Annotated in this window: 18 protein-coding genes and 4 pseudogenes; 9 read left to right on the forward strand and 13 right to left on the reverse strand. The window is 65.0% G+C overall.

Annotated elements, in window-relative coordinates:
• Positions 1 to 2 precede the first annotated feature (2 nt).
• The 7 genes and pseudogenes from BLT64_RS20595 to BLT64_RS20625 all read right to left on the reverse strand — a co-directional run bounded on the left by BLT64_RS20595 (position 3) and on the right by BLT64_RS20625 (position 5,466).
• Positions 3 to 695, reverse strand: coding sequence for an amino acid ABC transporter permease (locus tag BLT64_RS20595; RefSeq protein ID WP_011747403.1), 693 nt, complete (start codon positions 693 to 695; stop codon positions 3 to 5).
• Positions 692 to 1,453: an amino acid ABC transporter permease gene (locus BLT64_RS20600; protein ID WP_011747402.1), complete on the reverse strand. Its 762-nt coding sequence runs from the start codon at positions 1,451 to 1,453 to the stop codon at positions 692 to 694. The genes BLT64_RS20595 and BLT64_RS20600 overlap by 4 nt, the downstream gene beginning before the upstream one ends.
• 56 nt (positions 1,454 to 1,509) lie before the next feature.
• Positions 1,510 to 2,397 (reverse strand): amino acid ABC transporter substrate-binding protein, encoded by an 888-nt coding sequence (locus BLT64_RS20605; protein WP_011747401.1) that lies wholly within the window; start codon positions 2,395 to 2,397, stop codon positions 1,510 to 1,512.
• Between the two features lie 70 nt (positions 2,398 to 2,467).
• The gene (locus BLT64_RS20610) at positions 2,468 to 3,616 is read right to left on the reverse strand and encodes an aminotransferase class V-fold PLP-dependent enzyme (protein ID WP_011747400.1); all 1,149 of its coding nucleotides are present in this window, start codon (positions 3,614 to 3,616) and stop codon (positions 2,468 to 2,470) included.
• A gap of 224 nt (positions 3,617 to 3,840) precedes the next feature.
• Entirely contained in the window at positions 3,841 to 4,623 is a 783-nt protein-coding gene (locus BLT64_RS20615; RefSeq protein WP_041530117.1) for an IclR family transcriptional regulator, read from the reverse strand.
• Between the two features lie 230 nt (positions 4,624 to 4,853).
• Positions 4,854 to 4,994 (reverse strand): annotated as a pseudogene (locus BLT64_RS27765) (methyltransferase domain-containing protein); the annotation flags it as partial.
• Between the two features lie 28 nt (positions 4,995 to 5,022).
• The gene (locus BLT64_RS20625) at positions 5,023 to 5,466 is read right to left on the reverse strand and encodes a MarR family winged helix-turn-helix transcriptional regulator (protein ID WP_011747397.1); all 444 of its coding nucleotides are present in this window, start codon (positions 5,464 to 5,466) and stop codon (positions 5,023 to 5,025) included.
• A gap of 119 nt (positions 5,467 to 5,585) precedes the next feature.
• Here BLT64_RS20625 and BLT64_RS20630 point away from each other — a divergent pair, with 119 nt between their 5' ends.
• Complete coding sequence (locus BLT64_RS20630; protein WP_011747396.1) at positions 5,586 to 6,011, forward strand: organic hydroperoxide resistance protein; 426 nt, start codon at positions 5,586 to 5,588, stop codon at positions 6,009 to 6,011.
• Positions 6,012 to 6,151: 140 nt separating this feature from the next.
• The gene (locus tag BLT64_RS20635; protein WP_011747395.1) at positions 6,152 to 6,649 is read left to right on the forward strand and encodes a hypothetical protein; all 498 of its coding nucleotides are present in this window, start codon (positions 6,152 to 6,154) and stop codon (positions 6,647 to 6,649) included.
• Positions 6,650 to 6,669: 20 nt separating this feature from the next.
• Here the strand turns inward: BLT64_RS20635 and BLT64_RS20640 are convergent, their stop codons facing one another.
• The gene (locus tag BLT64_RS20640; RefSeq protein WP_011747394.1) at positions 6,670 to 7,425 is read right to left on the reverse strand and encodes an SDR family NAD(P)-dependent oxidoreductase; all 756 of its coding nucleotides are present in this window, start codon (positions 7,423 to 7,425) and stop codon (positions 6,670 to 6,672) included.
• A gap of 172 nt (positions 7,426 to 7,597) precedes the next feature.
• Here BLT64_RS20640 and BLT64_RS20645 point away from each other — a divergent pair, with 172 nt between their 5' ends.
• Entirely contained in the window at positions 7,598 to 8,473 is an 876-nt protein-coding gene (locus tag BLT64_RS20645; protein ID WP_041529811.1) for an AraC family transcriptional regulator, read from the forward strand.
• Between the two features lie 32 nt (positions 8,474 to 8,505).
• Here the strand turns inward: BLT64_RS20645 and BLT64_RS27670 are convergent, their stop codons facing one another.
• Positions 8,506 to 8,796, reverse strand: a complete 291-nt coding sequence (locus tag BLT64_RS27670; protein WP_081465056.1) for an aspartate/glutamate racemase family protein — start codon at positions 8,794 to 8,796, stop codon at positions 8,506 to 8,508.
• Between the two features lie 34 nt (positions 8,797 to 8,830).
• Between BLT64_RS27670 and BLT64_RS26550 the strand changes: the two genes are divergently transcribed.
• The 4 genes from BLT64_RS26550 (at position 8,831) to BLT64_RS20665 (ending at position 11,933) form a co-directional block, all read left to right on the forward strand.
• A complete protein-coding gene (locus BLT64_RS26550; RefSeq protein ID WP_139171648.1) occupies positions 8,831 to 9,139 on the forward strand; it encodes a hypothetical protein in 309 nt (102 codons plus the stop codon).
• 228 nt (positions 9,140 to 9,367) lie between these two features.
• On the forward strand, positions 9,368 to 9,910 hold the full coding sequence (locus BLT64_RS20655; RefSeq protein ID WP_011747391.1) for a flavin reductase family protein: 543 nt from the start codon (positions 9,368 to 9,370) through the stop codon (positions 9,908 to 9,910).
• 316 nt (positions 9,911 to 10,226) lie between these two features.
• Positions 10,227 to 10,874 carry a (Fe-S)-binding protein gene (locus BLT64_RS20660; RefSeq protein ID WP_164901603.1) on the forward strand — a complete coding sequence of 216 codons (648 nt, stop codon included), beginning with the start codon at positions 10,227 to 10,229 and terminating at the stop codon, positions 10,872 to 10,874.
• A gap of 63 nt (positions 10,875 to 10,937) precedes the next feature.
• The gene (locus BLT64_RS20665; RefSeq protein WP_011747389.1) at positions 10,938 to 11,933 is read left to right on the forward strand and encodes a type I glyceraldehyde-3-phosphate dehydrogenase; all 996 of its coding nucleotides are present in this window, start codon (positions 10,938 to 10,940) and stop codon (positions 11,931 to 11,933) included.
• 359 nt (positions 11,934 to 12,292) lie between these two features.
• On the opposite strand, the gene BLT64_RS20670 is transcribed toward BLT64_RS20665, so the two are convergent.
• Entirely contained in the window at positions 12,293 to 13,159 is an 867-nt protein-coding gene (locus BLT64_RS20670; protein ID WP_011747387.1) for a LysR family transcriptional regulator, read from the reverse strand.
• A gap of 112 nt (positions 13,160 to 13,271) precedes the next feature.
• On the opposite strand from BLT64_RS20670, the gene BLT64_RS20675 reads away from it, so the two are divergent.
• Positions 13,272 to 14,660, forward strand: coding sequence for an amidohydrolase family protein (locus tag BLT64_RS20675; RefSeq protein ID WP_011747386.1), 1,389 nt, complete (start codon positions 13,272 to 13,274; stop codon positions 14,658 to 14,660).
• A gap of 66 nt (positions 14,661 to 14,726) precedes the next feature.
• Here the strand turns inward: BLT64_RS20675 and BLT64_RS27850 are convergent, their stop codons facing one another.
• Positions 14,727 to 14,987 carry an AMP-binding enzyme gene (locus BLT64_RS27850; RefSeq protein WP_371862673.1) on the reverse strand — a complete coding sequence of 87 codons (261 nt, stop codon included), beginning with the start codon at positions 14,985 to 14,987 and terminating at the stop codon, positions 14,727 to 14,729.
• Here BLT64_RS27850 and BLT64_RS20685 point away from each other — a divergent pair.
• A pseudogene (locus tag BLT64_RS20685) lies at positions 14,935 to 15,042 on the forward strand (transposase); the annotation flags it as partial. The gene BLT64_RS27850 and the pseudogene BLT64_RS20685 sit on opposite strands and share 53 nt — an antisense overlap.
• A gap of 1,106 nt (positions 15,043 to 16,148) precedes the next feature.
• On the opposite strand, the pseudogene BLT64_RS20695 reads toward BLT64_RS20685, so the two are convergent.
• Positions 16,149 to 17,527: pseudogene (locus tag BLT64_RS20695) on the reverse strand (aldehyde dehydrogenase family protein).
• Between the two features lie 79 nt (positions 17,528 to 17,606).
• Positions 17,607 to 17,891: pseudogene (eno, locus tag BLT64_RS20700) on the reverse strand (phosphopyruvate hydratase); the annotation flags it as partial.

Here is a 17,891-nt window from a genome sequence, read left to right on the forward strand (position 1 = left end):
TTCTAGCGGTTGGTGGCGATGCGGGTGCGCTTGCGCAGGACCGCGACCAGTTGCGAGGCGGAGGTGCAGATCACCAGATAGACCGCCGCCACGGTCAGATACATTTCGACCAGCCGGCCGTTCAGCTGCGCCACCTTGGAGGCCGCGCCCACCAGGTCGGTCAGCGACAGGACGTAGACCAGCGAAGTATCCTGGAACAGGATGATGGTCTGGCTGAGGATGATCGGCGAGGTCACCCGGAACACCTGCGGCAGGATGATGTGCCGATAGGTCTGCAAGGTCGAAAGCGACAGCGCGTCGGCGGCCTCGTATTGACCCTTGCCAACCGAGCGCAGGCCGACGCGGATGATCTCGGAATAATAGGCCGCCTCGAACAGCGAGAAGGTCAGAAAGGCCGTCAGCACCCCGCCCACCGGCATCGGCCGGCCGTTGTTGAACATCCAGCCCGCGATCAAGGGCACCAGGAAGAAGAACCAGAACAGCACCATGATCAGCGGGATCGAGCGGATCAGCGCCACATAGCCCTTGGCGAGCTGCGCCAGCACCGGCACCTGCAGATGCTGGACCAGCGCCAGCCCGGTTCCCAGCACCAGCCCGGCGACAAAGGCGACGGCGGTCAGCAGCAGTGAGAATTGCAGCCCCTTCCACAGGAAAGGCAGGGCATCGACGACGACCGAGAAATCAAGCGCGTTCATAGCGCACCTCCGCGACGCAGGATGGGAAGACGGCGCGCCTTGCGGGCCGGCGCGCTGCCGGGGATCTGGAAGCGGCGGTCGATCCACAGCATCAGCCGATAGGCGACCAGCGCCAGCAGCAGGTAGATGATCGTCGCCGCCGCGAAGGCGCCGAAGGTCTGGAAGGTCGCCTCGGAGATCTGCCGCGCCTGCGCAGTCAACTCCAACAGGCCGATGGTCAGGGCGACCGAGGTGTTCTTGTAGATCCCCATCACCTCGCTGGTCAGGCTGGGAACGATCAGCCGCAGAGCCTGCGGCACGATGATGTGGCGCCGGGCGGCCCAAGGCGAAAGCCCCAGCGCGGCGGCAGCCTCGTCCTGGCCGGCCGGCAGCGCCTCGATGCCCGCCCGCACCTGCTCGGCGATGCGCGCCGCGGTATAGAGGCCGAGACAGGCCAGCGCCGGGAAAAAGGCGCCCCAGGGCGGCGGCATCTGCTTGATCCGGTCGCCCAGGCCCGTGGGCAGAAGCTCGGGCAGCACGAAATACCACAGGAACATCTGCACCAGCACCGGGATGTTGCGAAAGACCTCGACATAAAGCCGCGCGGCCAGGGCGACGGCGCGGTTGCGGCTGGTGCGCCCGACGCCCACCAGCACGCCGATGGCAAAGGCGATCCACCAGCCGCCGACAGCCAGAAGCAGCGTCCACATCAAGCCCGACAGCAGCCACTGGATGTAAAGCTGCCCGTCTATCGCAGGTTGAAAAAGCACGTCGAACATGCCGATGACCTTTGCTTGGGGCCGGGCCGCGAGCCGCCACCCGGCCGGGGTTGCTGTCACTCGACGGCGTCGCTTGGATTGGCGACGCGTTCCTTCAGCGCCTCGCCCATCGCGAAATCGAGGTTCTCGTTCCGCGGCGGGATCGGTTGCGTGAACCACTGGTCATAGATCGCGGTAAACTCGCCCGAAGCCATCAGCCCCTTCAGCGTGTCGTCCACCACCGCCTTGAACTCGGCATCGTCCTTGGTGAACATCAGCCCGTAATAGATCCGGTCATAAGCCTCGGGCAGGAAGGCCAGCGCCGCAGGATCAGGCGCCGCGGCACGGAGTCCGGCCAGCAGGATGTCGTCCTCCATGAAGGCCACGGCGCGACCCGATGTCAGCATCAGGAAGGATTCCGCGTGATCCTTGGCCTGGGCGATGTTCAGGTCCATCCCTTGGGCCGATAGCGCCTGCGCGAAGCCCACCGCGTTCGAGCCCTGCGTGGCGACGACGGTCTTGCCTTTCAGATCATCGGCGCCCTTGAGGTCATTCCTGGCCAGCACCAGCCAGCGCGGCTGGCTGACGAAGGTCGCGACGCTGAACGAGACCTGCTCCTGCCGGGTCTTGTTGTTCGCCGTGCCGCCGCATTCGATGTCCACGGTGCCGTTCTGGATCAGCGGGATGCGGTTCGAGGAATTGACCGGGACGTAGTTCACCCGGATCTCCTTGCCGAGCTTTGCCTCGATGCTGTCCACGATCCGCGCGCACAGGTCCAGCGAGAAGCCGATCGGCTGCTGGTCGGCGCCGAGATAGGAAAACGGAATCGAGGCTTCACGATAGCCGATGGTGATCGCTTCGTTCGAGGCGATGCGCTCCAGCGTCACGCTGTCGGCATGAGCGGGGGCGGCAAGGGCCGCACAGGCGAGAACGCCGCACAGGCCAAGGCTTTTGATGCTGTTCATGTTGGTTCCCTTGTTGGTCGGTTCGTTTCTTATTGCGCCGGACCTGCTGGTCAGGTCCGGCGCATCTTGCTCAGGCGGCGGCGCTTGCGCGCAGCCGGGCCTCGACCGCGTCGAGGAAACGGTCGATGTCCGCCTCGGTGCTGAACAGGCCCAGCGAGATGCGGACCCCGTCCCGTTCGGGCGAAAGACGGATGTTCTGCTCGGCGAAATAGGGCAGCCATTCCGCGGCGGGCAGCGCGGCGACATAGATATGCGGCGCGCGATGCGCCCGCGCCCGCGGGCCGACAAGCCCGACGCCCAGCCGGTCCAGCCCGGCGATCAGCCGGTCGCCCAGGGCATGGCAATGCTCCTGGATCTCGGCGACGCCGATGGCGTCCAGCAGCTCCAGCGCCCCGCCCAGCCCCAGCACGGCGGGCAGGTTGAAGTTGCCGATCTCGAACCGGCGGGCGGTGCTGGCGACGGTCATGTTGTCATGCCGCGCGATCAGGTCGGCGGGCGGGTTTTCCAGGGTGATCGCGGCCATGTAGCTGGGCTGGGCATCGACCGCCTTGCGGTTCCAGTACAGAAAGCCCAGCCCCTGCGGCAGCAACAGCCCCTTGTGGGTGCCCGAGCCGACGAAGGTGGCACCGATCTTCTTGACGTCCACCGGCACCACGCCGATGCCCTGCATCACGTCCACGACGAAGAAAAGCCCGCGTTCCCGGCACAGGCGGCCGACGCTTTCGACATCGAACAGATGCCCGGCATGGAAAGTCACCAGCGACATCGAGATGGCGCGTGTCCGCTCGCCCAGGTGCCGCTCGAAGAATGCACCGTCCACGACCTCGGGCATCGGCAGGAAGCGCGTCTCGACGCCCTTGCGGGCCAGGTTCAGGAAGGCATAGGCGTTGTTCGGATGATCGCCCTCCAGCATCAGCACCTCGTCCCCGGCTTCCAGCGGCAGGGCGTTGGCGGCGATGTTCATCGCCTCCGAGGTGTTCTTGGTAAAGGCGATCTCTTCGGGTGCGGCGTTCACGAATGCGGCCAACTGGCCGCGCACCGCCTCCATGCCCGAAAGCCATTCGGACTTGGGGCCGGCAGTGTCGAAGGAAGAGGCGATGAACGCCTCGAGCCGCTCTTTCACCGGCACGGATAGCGGCGACTGAAAGCCCGCATCCAGATAGGTCATCCGCTCTACCGCCGGGAAAAGTCGCCGCACCGCGGCAACGTCATAGGACATGGATCGCTCTCCTGCTGCACCCCGAGGACCGACCTTCAGCAAGGCAAGCCCTCCTGTTGATCAATTTCCGAGATCAATGATTTCGAAAATCAGGATGCGAGGGGATGCCGATCCTGTCACGATAAAATTTCTCTTTTCGGATTCAATTATTCCGAAAATTGATAAATTAGTGAATTCCGGCAGCTGCTCTGGTTCCAAAGAATGAGGCTGTCACCCTTTGACGGTCAGCCGTCCTCGTCCTCGCCGTCCAGAATCGTCTGCGCCAGCAGATGCGCGGCGCGCTGCAATGGCTCGATGAAGGCCCCCAGTTCGTCATAGCGCACCCGCGCCGTCGGCACCGACACCCCGAGACAGGCGATCAGCGTGCCGTCGGGGGCGGTAATCGGCACCGCGCAGCCCACGACGCCCTGCACATATTCCTCGTTGGTGCTGGCCCAGCCCTTGCGCCGGACCTCGGCCAGCACGGCAAGCAGCGCGTCGGGATCGGTGATGGTGTTCGGCGTGTGCTGCTGCATCGGCAGCGTCCTGACCAGCTTGTCGCGCGCCGCGCCGGGCATCCGGCTGAGATAGATCTTGCCGGTCGAGGTGCAGTAAAGGGGCGCATCGGTGCCCGGATCGAATTGCAGGCCCTGCGAGGGCGCGACGCGCACGCTGTCCACATAGACGACGCGGTTGTTGCGGACGATGCCGATCTCGCATTGCTCGCCGATCTCGCCGGCCACGGCGGTCAGGACGGCATGGCGCCGGGCGGTGCGGAAGGCGTTGCTGATGGTCTTGCCCGCCAGCACCACAAGGCGATTGCCGACCCAGAACCGCTTGGTCCCGGGGGCCTTCTGCACCATCTGCCGCGCCTCGAGATTGCTGATCAACCGATGCGCCGTCGGCACCGGCAGGCCCAGTTCCTGGGCGATCTCGACCGTGGTGACCGGCTTTCGCTGGCTGGCGACGAAATCCAGGATCGCAAGGGCACGATCCAGCGGGCCGTCGGAGGGCGTTTCAAGGGGCATGTGATCAAACCAATGATTCTCGGCAAGCGAGAACTGTTTTTTCGAAAAACGAGGCATTGGGCAAGAAGAATGCGGCCCTCAGCACGGATGGGCAGAGGTCTGCAAGGTGCTTCACGCTTCTTGGACAATCGAAGATGAGCCGCCGGGCGCTGGAATCGCAGGCCGACCGGGTTGAGATTGTCCGCAAGCGTATCCCCGGCCATCGGCTCGACCACCATCCATGTGCCGCCGTCCTTCAGCGCCCGCTTGATATGAGCCGCTGCGGTCTCGGGATCGCCCATGTCGTGCAGGCAGTCGAAGCAGGTGATCAGGTCGAGGTCGCGCCCGTCGAAGTCCTGCGCCCGGCCGACCTCGAAGCGCAGGTTCAGCGCCTTGCGGCCCTCTGTCTGCCGGTCGCCTTTACGATGTGCTTTCCTTGCCTGTCAGGGCCTGATGCAGGCGCCGGACCTCGCGGTTGAGGGCGATCATCTCTTCCGCCGTCATGCCGGCCCGGGCGAAGAGGGCCTCACCAAGGCTGCGGCTTTCCGTCCTGAGATCCAGACCGCGCGCGGTCAATGCGACCACCACGCCCCGCTCGTCATCCTGGCGCCGGGTTCTCGTGACCAGCCCGGCTGCCTCCAGCCGTTTGACCAGCGGCGTGATCGTGCTCGGCTCCAGGTCCAGCCGGGTGGCAATCGCGCTGATGCTGCGCCCGTCTTTCTCCCACAGCACGTTCAGCACCAGGTATTGCGGATAGGTGATGCCCAGCTGGTCCAGCAGCGGCTTGTAGAGGCGGTTGATCGCCATGGAGGTCGCATAGAGCGAGAAGCACAGCTGATCTTCGAGGGTCGGTTCCTTGGCCATAAGGCTTCTTATCACGGGATTTGTTATCGCGACAATAAAAAGCTGGACATGCGGTGATGCGCGCTGTAGTAAATATATTGTTGCGATAATTATTATGACGAAAAGAAAGGGAAATGATCATGTCGGTCCAGGTTCTCTACCGCACCCAGGCCACTGCAACCGGAGGCCGCGAAGGCCAGGCCCGCAGTGCAGACGGCCGTCTGGAGGTCGCGCTCTCCACCCCGAAGGAACTGGGCGGCGCGGGCGGCGCCGGCACCAATCCCGAACAGCTCTTCGCGGCCGGCTATGCCGCGTGCTTTCTTGGCGCGCTCAAGCTTGTCGCCCAGCAGCAAAAAGTGAAGCTCCCCGCTGATGCCGCGATCACCGCGACCGTGGGTATCGGGCCGCGCGCCGAGGGCGGTTTCGGCATCACGGCCGATCTTGCGATCAGCCTGCCGGGCATCGCGCGCGAGGAGGCGCTGAGACTGGTCGAGGCGGCGCATCAGACCTGCCCCTATTCGAATGCCACCCGCAACAACGTCGCGGTCGGCCTGACGGTAATCTGAGACAGGCTCCGCAGGCCCGGCCTGTCATGACCGGATCGCGGCGGCCTTGACAGGCCGTCGTCGGAGCCGGGCCTTCGAGAAGTGCCCCCGGGGGCGGGAAACCCGCCAGACGTTCATCGCTATCACCAAAGGAAACGACCATGTTCGGGATCTCTCCCCTGGGCTGGCTGCATACGCTTGGAAGCCTGCCAGCCATTCCCCTCGCGATCTGGATGCTTGTGCGCCATGGGCGGATCGTGCCCCAGTCCAAAGCCGGCGCGGCTTATTTCGTCTTCATGCTGATCGGTGGCCTGACCGTGTTCCTGGTTGCGAAACAGCCGGTGAGCAACGTCATCGCAGCCGCAACGCTGGCGCTGCTTGTTGCTGGCTTTGCCGTGGGCCGCATATCGGTGCTGGGGCGTGCAGCCCGCTATTTTGAAACCATCTTCCTGACCGTTACGGTCTTTCTGCTGCTGGTGCCATCGGTGTCCGAAACGCTGAGACGCGTCCCGGACGGCAATCCGATTGCAGCGGATCCCGGCTCCCCGATCCTGCTGGGCGCGCTTGGCACGCTCACCGTCATGCTGATCCTGGGACTGACCGCGCAGATCCTGTATCTGCGCAGGACGACAAGGCAGGTCAGCACCCCGAGGGCCTGACCTGCCCTGACCCTGCCGGTTCAGATCGCCTGGCCGCCCGAGACCTCGATCCGTTGCGCTGTGACCCAGCGGTTGTCGTCGGACAAGAGGCTTGCCACCATCGGGCCGATATCGTCGGGCAAGCCCACCCGGCCAAGCGCGGTCAGCCCGGCGAACTTGGCGTTTACATCCGGGTTGTCGCGCACGGTGCCGCCGCCGAAATCGGTCTCGATGGCACCCGGCGCAACCGTGTTCACCGCAATGCCGCGCGGCCCGAACTCCTGCGCCATGTAACGGGTCAGCACCTCGACTGCGCCCTTCGCCGCCGCATAGGCCGCAAAGCCGGCATGGGAAAACCGCGTCAGCCCGGTCGAGAAGTTCACGATCCGCCCGCCATCGACGATCAGCGGCAACAGCGCCTGGGTCAGGAAGAACACGCCCTTCACATGCACGTCGAACAACCCGTCGAACTGTGCCTCGGTCGTCTCGCCGATCGGGGCGAATTCGCCATGACCGGCGTTGTTGACCAGGTGGTCGAAGCTGTCGCGGCCCCAGGCATTCCGCAAGCTGTCGCGCAGAGCGTCGGCAAAGGCGGGGAAGTCTGCCACTCGCGAGACATCCAGTTGCAGCGCCACCGCCTTGCGGCCCAAAGCCTCGATTTCCGTGACGACCTCGGCGGCTTGCGCTGCGTTGCCGCGATAGGCCACGACGACATCACCGCCGTGGCGGGCGATGGAAAGCGCGGTATTGCGGCCCAGCCCACGGTTGGCGCCGGTGATCAAAGCGATCTTGCTCATGTTTTCGTTCCTCATGTTGAGCGGATGAGGAGAACATGGCGCAGCACGCCCGGCCTTGGTTGCCCGTTCCTCGCGCAATCTTGCCTGTTTCCGCGAAACCTGCGGATGCGGCTTGCATAGGGGCCCGGTTTCCTTGCCTGATACCGCAAGCCCACTTGTCTGGACCCAACCGATGCGCAGCCTTCTGGATCTTGTCCGCCGCCATGCCGATGCCCATGCCGACCGTTTCGGCCTTGCGCCGACACCCTTTCCCGGACTGGGCGTCGTGCGCGTGATGCGTCCCGGCGAATTGCAGGTGGCGGTGCAAAAGCCGCTGATCGCGATCTGCCTTCAGGGCCGCAAGCGCGTGACGATGGGAACCACCAGCTTCGACTATGGCGCGGGCGAAGCGCTGGTGATCACCGCCGATGTGCCGACCACCAGCCAGATCCTCGATGCCAGCCCCGCCGCGCCCTATTACGCCCTGGCGCTGGAGCTGGACCCGGCGCTTCTGCGCAGGCTTTCCGTCGAGGCCGATCTGCGCCCCGCCGGTGCCGCCCCGGTCCGGATCGAGCCGGCCGACCCGGATGTGACCGACGCCGCGTGGCGGCTGATGCGCCTGCTGGGCCGGCCCGCCGCGCTGCCGGTGCTGGGTGAATCGCTCTTGCGCGAGATGCACTACTGGCTGCTGACCGGCCGCCACGGCGCCGCGATCCGGGGGCTTGGCGTGGTGGACAGCCATGCCCATCGCATTGCCCGCGCGGTGGCGCTGATCCGGCAGGACTATGCCCGCACGCTGCGGATCGGAGATCTGGCGGCCGTCGCGGGGATGAGCGAATCCTCCTTTCACCAGCATTTCCGCACGATCACCACGCTGTCGCCGCTGCAATTCCAAAAGCAGCTACGGCTGATCGAGGCACGGCGGCAAATGCTGGCGGACGGCGTGGGCATCACCCATGCCGCGCATGCTGTGGGCTATGAAAGCGTGCCGCAATTCACCCGCGACTATGCCCGCCTGTTCGGAATGCCGCCCGGCCGCGACATGCGCGAGGCAAGGCTCAGCGCCTGAGGCCTCGCGCATTCCGGAAACCCGGCGGGCATTCAAGCATTCAGGGCCGCGGCAAAGGCCGCTTCACAATGCACCTGCGTGATATCGAATACCGGCACCGGGACATCGCCCTGATCAAGGAGCATTCCCACCTCGGTGCAGCCAAGGATCAGGCAATCCGCTCCGCGGTCCACGAGGCGCTGTGCGATGGCCATGAAAACGGCCCGGCTCACCTTCCGCACCGTGTTCCGAGAAACCCGCAACTCCCGGCAGATCTGCTTGATCGTCTTCTGCTCCTGGAAATACGCCAGACGGATCTTCGCAATCGTCTCCACAACCAGAATCCCGCACCGCGCCCCCAATGACCTCAGGGGCATCATGAACATCAGTGTAAGGGGGGTCAGTTTTGGAAGCCGACCACCCCGTTACGGGGTCAGTTTTCCATACCGGTTCACAGACCCGACCTTGGTGCAATTGCTCGATGTTCTGGAGACATTCACACCCGAGGCCGGCAATCCGCCAGAGCGCTGGTCGCCGTTTGCGAAGGACTATCTGCCCGCTCTCGGCATCCGTTTCGAGGGCTGGTCGGCGGAGGCGGGTCATAGCTTGCCCGTGGTCTTTCCTCGGGGCGATACAAAGCGTGCCTTGCTTGCACCGCGCCGCACCTCGCCCAAGTGCCCGGCCTGACGGCTTTCGCCACAGGGGCTGCGGCCGATGCGCGATTGGCAGCCCGCATCGGCCGTGCCAGAGTGAGAGCAGATGCGCATGACAGGAGGGGTGGATGACGTCCGCACCGCAATATGGTGCCGTCGGCAGGATGGGCGCCATGCTCGTGCGTCGGCCCCCCGTATCGTCGCCATTCTCATGCCTTGGATCGAACGGAAGACAGATGAGCGAAGCAGGAAGGGAAGCGTCATGAAGGAACTGCCGCTGAGTCGCGCCTTCACCCTGATCGAGCCGGGACCGGTCACCTTGGTCACCACCCATGACGGTGCAAGGGACAACGTGATGACCATCACCTGGACCATGGTGATGGATTTCACGCCCCGTTTCGCCATTACCACCGGGCCATGGAACCATTCCTGGACCGCGCTCAGCGAGACCGGGGAATGCGTGATCGCCATCCCGACACTGGACATGATCGACACGGTGATCGGCATCGGAACCTGCTCGGGCGCCGAGGTGGACAAGTTCCAGCGGTTCGGTCTGGCGCGTCTGCCCGCAACGCATGTCCGCGCACCGCTGATCCGCGACTGCCTCGCCAATATCGAATGCCGCGTGGTCGATATCGTCGAACGTCATGGCATCGTCGTTCTGGACGGAGTGGCGGCCTGGTTCGACGGCAACCGCACGGAGACGCGGACCCTGCATGCGGTGGGCGACGGCACCTTCGTCATCGACGGAGACAGGCTCGACCGAAGAGAGGCGATGCGATCGAAGCTGCCCGATGGGATATAGACAGAGCCTTGCGGAGACAGCGGCTCATTTCTGCCGGTCAAGCGGCGGTGACCGCTCCTGTCGAGCGGCCATTCCACAAGGGCACGGCGTATTGAGCGGGCCACCCGTTAGACGTTGGTTTCGGAGATTTCAGCCCATTCTGAGTGCCTGGCAGACATGAAAGCGCCTCTGCCCCCCAATTAATTCCGCTCGATCGTCACGAGTACCGAGCACTCCTTCTGGTAGGCCATCAGATTGTCGATCCACGCGGCAATATCATACCTGACTCTGCGCGGAGAAGCCGCCGAACGGGTCCTGATCGCGGCAGGCTACCCGTTTGCACCGGATCCAGCCCGCTGGCGGCAGTCGCCCAATGTGCTGCGGCCGGACCTACCTGGCATCCGGCCAGACCGAGTCTGCGCGCGCCGAGGCGAAACGTTCTCTGGACGCATTGCGGCCGTTCGTTGAACGGGGCGCCCGGGTTGTGGGTCTTGAACCGTCATGCATCATCAGCTTCCGGGACGAAATGACGGTGCTTCCGCCCGCCGCGGATACGGAATTCACTCAAGGCAATACATTGATATTCAATGAATTTCTTGCCACAAACCTCAAGGAAGGCAAGGTCCATCTGCCGCTGGCCGACCAAGGTGGAAAGATCGCCCATCTGCACGGCCATTGCCATCAGAAAGCCTTTGCCGCGATGGGCCCGGTCGAGACCGTGCTGCGCAGCGTGCCGGGACTGGAGCTGAAAGTGATCGAAAGCTCTTGCTGCGGCATGTCGGGCGCGTCCGGCTATGCCGCTGAAAACATTGAAGTGTCGAGGAAAATGGCCGAACTGTCGTTGCTGCCGGCTGTCCAGAAAGCGCAAGCCGATGATCTGCTCGTTGCGGATGGCACCAGTTGCCGCCATCAGATCCATGACGGCGTCGGACGCGAGGACGTCCACGTCGCGCGGGTTCTGGATCAGGCATTGCACAAATCGTAAGGAGTGGCGCAGACAGGCCGTCGGGAAAAAGCTTCAGGCGGCCGGATGATCTGGGAGGACGCGATGACCGGGCAGAAAATCAGGCTGGCGTTGAATGGCTTCGGGCGCATCGGGCGCTCGATCCTGCGGATCTGGGCGCAGGGGGGATACGAGGATCTGGACCTCGTGCTAATCAACGATATCGAGGCGCTCGAAAACTGCGCCTATCTGTTCGAATATGACAGCGTCTTCGGCCCCTGGCGCGGACAGGTCGGCACGGCCGAGAAAGCGCTGGTCGTCGATGGCCGGGCGATCCCCTTTCATTCCGCACCGGACCTGCGCCAACTCGACCTGTCGGGTGTCGACATCGTGCTGGAATGCACCGGCATGACCGGCTCGCGCGCGGTGGTCGAACGCGGGCTCGAGGCCGGGGCCGGCGCGGTACTGATCTCTGGCCCCTCGGACGAGGCCGACATCACCGTGGTGATCGGCGCCAACGAGGAACAGCTGGACGGCCAGCGCATCGTCTCGAACGCCTCGTGCACGACCAATGCGCTGGCGCCGTTGCTGCGGGTGCTGGACGAGGCTTTCGGCGTGGTTTCGGGGCAGATGACCACGGTGCATTGCTATACCGGCAGCCAGCCCACGGTGGACAAGCCGCGCGGCGATCCGGCGCGCTCGCGGGCGGCAGCGCTGTCCATGGTGCCGACCACGACCAGCGCCGGGCGGCTGATCGGCACGGTGCTGCCGCATCTGGCCGGACGGGTGGCGGCACGGGCGATCCGGGTGCCCACCGCCAGCGTCTCATGCATCGACCTGACCTTCGCCAGCGCGCGCCCGACCGATGTGGCCGGGGTGAACGCGGCGCTGAGGGCCGCGGCCGAGGGCTCGCCGGTCTTCGGCTGGACGGAAAGGCCGCTGGTCTCCAGCGACCTGCGGGCGCGGCCGGAATCCATCGTCGTCTCGGGGCGCGAGACCTCGGTGGCGGGCGGGCTGACGCGGGTGTTCGGCTGGTATGACAACGAATGGGGCTTTTCCAACCGGATGCTCGACGTGGCTCGGTTGATGGGCCACCGCTGACATGAGCGGAAGGACACAACAGGCGGAGTTCACGCACTCCGCCCGCTTGCCCATTGTCGCGTATCCGCTATCGCACCTTGAATGCAGTCGGCAAACGTCGGCGCGCAATTGCTGCGTGAAACCTTGCCCCATGGATCAGATCTTCGGACTGACGCTACGAGCGTCACCGAGGATATGAGCGATGCCGGGCAAGGCATTGCGGATGCCATCGGCCAGCAGTTGACCTGCCGGACGAGATCGCCCGCCCCTCTCCGACGAAACGCCGCGCTGCGCTGGCTGCTCGGGAAATGCGGCGGCAATATTTCGGCGATGGCGCGGCAGGCGGGGTGGCGGATGCGGGGGCACCGGCTGACCGGCGATCACCTGCCGGCCGCCGCCAGGCTGCGGCGATGCCGCTCGGACAGCAGGCCGGTCATCTCGCCGATCAGCCGGCCGATGGAACCGGCGCTTTCCCAGGAATAGATCGACACCACCATGGCCGGCTCGCCGCCGAAACTGTCACAGCGCCGCAGCCGCGCGCCCGAGACCGCCGCGACCGGCAGAAGCGTGATGCCCAGCCCGCCCTCGACGCCCAGGATGACGCTGGGCAGGCTGCTGCCGGAAAAGGCGACATACCAGCGCCGCCGCTCGCGTTCGATCCGCGCGAACATGGCGTCGCGGTAAAGCCCGCCGGGCGGGAACACCACCAGCGGCACCGGGTCTTGCCAGTCGCGCGGCAGGAGGGCGCTTTCGAACCAGGCCATCGCCTCGGTAAAATGCGCCCGGCAATCGCTGTCGGGAGCGGGCTCCTTGACCACGACGATGTCCAGCTCGGCCGCGCGATAGCGGCGCATCAACTCGCGGCTGAGGCCGACGGTCACGTCCAGCCGGATCTGCGGGAACTGCCGGGTGAAGTCGCGAAAGATCCCGCACATCTCGGGGTTGAAGATGTCCTCGGGCAGGCCCAGCCGGATCGAACTGGTGCCGCTGGGATCGCCAAGCGCCGCCGCCGCCTCTTGCTGCAGGGCCAGGATGCGCCGGGCATAGCCCAGAAGCCGCTCGCCCTGCGGGGTCGGCAGCACCGGGCGCGCGGCACGGTCGATCAGGGCATGGCCCGCGGCATCCTCCAGCCGGGCCAGTTGCTGGCTGATGGTGGATTGCGTCATGTGCAGCCGTTCCGCGGCGCGGGTGAAGCTGCCGCTATCGACGATGGCGACAAAGGCGCGCAGCAGGCGCGGATCGAGCATCCCGGACTCCATTCGATTTCACGATGTTTATCATCTGAACATTTAATTTCCAGATGATCCCGGTCGCGCTTATCCAGAACGCAGGACAGACGACATTCGGGAGGAAACGCATTTGCACACCGAGCACCGCCACAGCCGCCGCGCCTTCCTGTGCGGCACCGGGGGGCTGATGACCGCATCGGCCGTGATGGGCATGGGAGCCGCCAGCGCCGCAGGAGCCGCCGCCGGGGCCGCCGAGGAACTGGCGCTGACCGGCGAGATCGCCGAGACGCATTACTACCTGACCGAGGTCCGGCTTGAAAACGGCTTCGAGCGCGAGGGCGAATACATCACCGCCACTCGCACCGCGCTGCATACGCTGGAAATCCGCGACGGCAGCATCCAGGCGATCCTGGAGGAAGGCGCCGCGCTGACGCCGGACGTCCCGCGCTATTCGGCCGGGGGCAAGCTGGCGCTGCCGGCCTTTCGCGACATGCATATCCACCTGGACAAGACCTTCTATGGCGGGCCGTGGCAGGCGCCGCTGCCCCGGCAGGGCAAGACGATCATGGACATGATCGCGCGCGAGGAAATCCTGCTGCCGAAGCTGTTGCCCACCTCGCAGCAGCGGGCCGAGGCGCTGATCGATCTGCTGCTGTCGCAAGGCACGACCGTGGCGCGCAGCCATTGCAACATCGACCCGGTCAGCGGGCTGAAAAGCTTGGAGCATCTGCAACTTGCGCTGGAAAAGCACCGCGACCGCTTCGAATGCGAAATCGTGGCCTTCCCGCAGCACGGCCTGTTGCATTCCAAGGTGGACGGGCTGATGCGCGAGGCGATGGCCATGGGCGTGCAATTCGTCGGCGGGCTGGACCCGACCAACGTGGACGGCGCGATGGAGCAGTCGCTGGACGCGATGTTCCAGATCGCGCTGGACCACGACAAGGCGGTGGACATCCACCTGCACGAAACCGGCCCCTCCGGCACCGCCGCGATCAACTACATGGTCGAGACGGTCGAGCGCACCCCGCAACTCAAGGGCCGGCTGAACCTGAGCCACGCCTTCGCGCTGGGAACGCTGCCCGAGGCCGAACTGGACGCGCTGGCCGAGCGCATGGCGGAGCAGGGCGTCACGGTGATCTCGACCGTGCCCATCGGGGCGCTGACCATGCCCCTGCCGCGCCTGCGCGAAAAGGGCGTGGCTCTGATGACCGGCACCGACAGCGTGATCGACCACTGGTCGCCCTTCGGCACCGGCGACATGCTGGAAAAGGCCAATCTCTGCGCACAGCTTTACGGCGTGCGCGACGAGTTCGGCCTGACCCGCGCCATGGCCATCGCCACCGGCGACGTGCTGCCGCTGGACGATGCGGGCGACCGCGCCTGGCCGAAACCCGGCGATGCGGCGGAATTCGCGCTGGCCGAGGCCAGTTGCTCGGCCGAGGCGGTAGCCCGGCGCTCGGCCCGCAGCGCTACCTTCCACAAGGGCCGGCTGGTCTACGGCGGCGTCGCCCAAGCCTGACCCGCGACAGGCGGGGCGGCCATCGCCGCCCTGCCCCATTTCCTGCCCGCCTGCACGACCGGCCCCCTAGTCGCAAAGCCCGGCGAAGCGGTCGCGCAGCAGGTTCTTCTGCACCTTGCCCATGGCGCTGCGCGGTAACTCGTCCACGAACAGCACGCGCTTGGGTTGCTTGAACCTCACCAGCCGCCCTTCCAGCGGGGCCAGCACATCGGTCCGGGTCAGGGCGAAGCGGCCGGTCGGGACGACAACCGCCGTCACCCCCTCGCCCACGCGCCTCTCAATACAGGTGCTCTTTGGCATGGAGATCCGGCAAACGACCGGGTTCATCGAGAGCCTCCTGCGGCTTGTCGGGCTGGACTGGGCTGCGACCGGTTTCGGCACATGAGGCCGCCACCTGAAGGCGCTGGTTGTCAACATACCCTGCCGCGTTCCACATACCAGCGGGCCTCCCGGCATCGCGGCCGAGAATACTGAACCGTCAGCGATACTGTCGATGCAGCCGTGGACCAACCGGCTGAGCATGTGTTCGTGGCCGGTGCGCCCGAACTTCCCGATTGCCGTTGCTGCGGCATCTGGACCGAACCGCCTATGGCCGCTTTGCAAAAAAGGGTACCCGCTCGCCATACAATCCGCCGTCACATGAGCTGATCTGGCAGGCGAACGGCCGATATTCTGCATGCTTCAAGATAAGCAAGGCCGCTTTCTTCATGCTAACAATTTGATTACAATAGAATATTCAGAAACCTACGGCAGCGGTGGCTGCGGGGCAAGATTCCAGAAATACTTGCCTTTGCATCAGGGTGGCTGGCAGCCTACGGGATCCTTGGCCACATGAGCATTACATTGCCGGAATAGCGACAAACCCAATGGTCGAACCCAGGTGACAGAGCGGCAAGGCCCTCGGCCTGCCGGAGATCGAGACCCGGGGCGAAGCGGCGATTCGCTGTTCGTCAATCCCAACATCCGCATGGCGCTGAACTGCGCGCCTCGGGGCTGTTCTTCCCGGTCAATCTGGGCGCGCATGAGACGCTGGCCGGCATGGCTTCGACCCGCGCCTCGGGGACGACGACGATGCACTACGGCTCGATGTGCGAGTTGGTGCTTCTGCAATGGGCCTTTGTTCGTCAAGTCCCTTCGAGTGATCATCTCGCCGTCAGGATCATGCTGCTGTCCGTAGTCAGCATGTGGGCTGCCACATCATGCCATCAGATCCAGAGCCGACAGGTCAATCCAGGCAGCGTGATTTGCCGTAGCGTTCACAGCACTACTTCCAACCTTGTCAGGCTCTCGTCCCAGCGACTGGACCTCAAGGAGCAGGGCCCCATTGGCCTTGCTCCGTAGGGCCCCCGCCGCGAGGCCGGGCCTGATGATCGGCTGCCCGAGTTCGGCAAATTGCCGGGACAATGCCTCCGGCTCACTCACCACCTTTGTCTCAAGAACAATCTGCCCCTATTTGGCCACCAGAGGAGCGCGGGCCCATTACGGCATCTAGGCGAGCTGATAAGCTGTCTTCATCACCGTGTAGAACTCGGCAGCATAGCGACCCTGTTCCCGCGGACCGAAGGACGAGCCCTTACGCCCTCCGAACGGCACATGATAGTCGACGCCTGCGGTTGGAAGGTTCACCATGACCATCCCCGCCTCGACCCTGCGGCGAAACTCCGAGGCGTGCTTCAGGCTGCCAGTGCAGATCCCGGCTGAAAGGCCGAACTCCGTGTCGTTGGCGGTGGTCAGGGCCTCGTCGAAATCCTCGACCCGGATGACGGAGGCACAGGGACCAAAGATTTCCTCCCGGTTGATGCGGGCGTCATTCGTCGTTTTCAGGAACAAGGCCGGAGCCTGGTAGAAGCCGGGCTTGTCCAGTTCCAGCCGCTCGCCGCCAAGCACCTCGGCAGCTTCGCTTCGGGCCAGCTCGACATAGGCAAGGTTGGAATCAAGCTGGCGCTGATCGACCACCGGCCCGATCTGGGTATCCGTCTGGAGGGCATCCCCGACGCGCAGGGCCCGCATTTCGCGGCCAAGCCTCTCGACAAAGGCATCGTGGATGCCTTTCCGCACGATCAGCCGCGAAGACGCCGTGCAGCGCTGTCCGGTCGAGAAGAAGGCGCCATTCAGGCAGGCCTGCACCGCGGTCTGCAGGTCGGCATCGTCCATCACGACCATCGGATTCTTGCCGCCCATCTCGAGCTGCACCTTCCGGCGCAGGGTGCCGCATGTCGCGGCGATGCGCGGTCCGGTCGCGGCCGAGCCGGTGAAGGACACCGCGTCGATGCCCGGATGCGACACGAGGGCGTCGCCCACGATCGATCCCGGCCCCATCACCAGGTTGAAGACACCGGCCGGGCAGCCATGCTTGTGCAGAAGCTGCGCGATCACATGGGCGCAGCCCGGCGTCAGTTCGGCGGGCTTCAACACTACGCAATTGCCATAGGCAAGCGCGGGCGCGATCTTCCAGGCCGGGATGGCGATCGGAAAGTTCCATGGCGTGATCAGGGCGACGACGCCCACAGGCTCTCTGGTGACGGCGACGTCGATGCCGGGGCGGACCGACTGCTGGGCAATCACCGGTGACGCGCAGCGCCTCTCCGGCAAAGAACTTGAAGACCTGGCCCGCGCGGATGGTCTCGCCCATCGCCTCGGGCAGGGTCTTGCCCTCCTCCCGTGCAGGAAGGCGGCCGATCTCCTCCTTGCGCGCCAGCAATTCGGTGCCGACGGCATCAAGCAAGTCATGCCGGGCCTGCGGACCAGCGGCCCGCGCAGACAAAACGCCCGATGATGTCGCGCGTATCGGACGGGTTCACGTTGGGGCGGCACTCACCCTCCAACAGCCATTCGCCACCAATCAGGTTGCCTTGGATTTCGTTCATGTCTTTCATGATTTTCTCCTGCTGGATTCAAGCTGCAATGCGATCGAACGCCAGTCGATCCAGCGATGCGATGGCGGATGTAGCCGGCCTTCTCGATGGCCTTGAGGATGAAGTCCAGCGCATCGCGGGTGCTGCTGAGGTTCGGGGCGAAGCCGCCCTCGTCGCCGACGCCCGTCGCCAGACCCGCCGAGGACAGCTCCTTCTTCAGCGTGTGGAACACTTCCGAGCCCATGCGCACGGCTTCGCGGATGTTCTCCGCCGCCACCGGCATGATCATGAATTCCTGGATGTCGATCGGGTTGTCGGCATGTTCGCCGCCGTTGATGATGTTCATCATCGGCACCGGCAGCACGCGGGCGCCCGC

Origin of the sequence: Paracoccus denitrificans (genome assembly GCF_900100045.1) — a bacterium.
GTDB classification, from domain to species: Bacteria; Pseudomonadota; Alphaproteobacteria; order Rhodobacterales; family Rhodobacteraceae; genus Paracoccus; species Paracoccus denitrificans.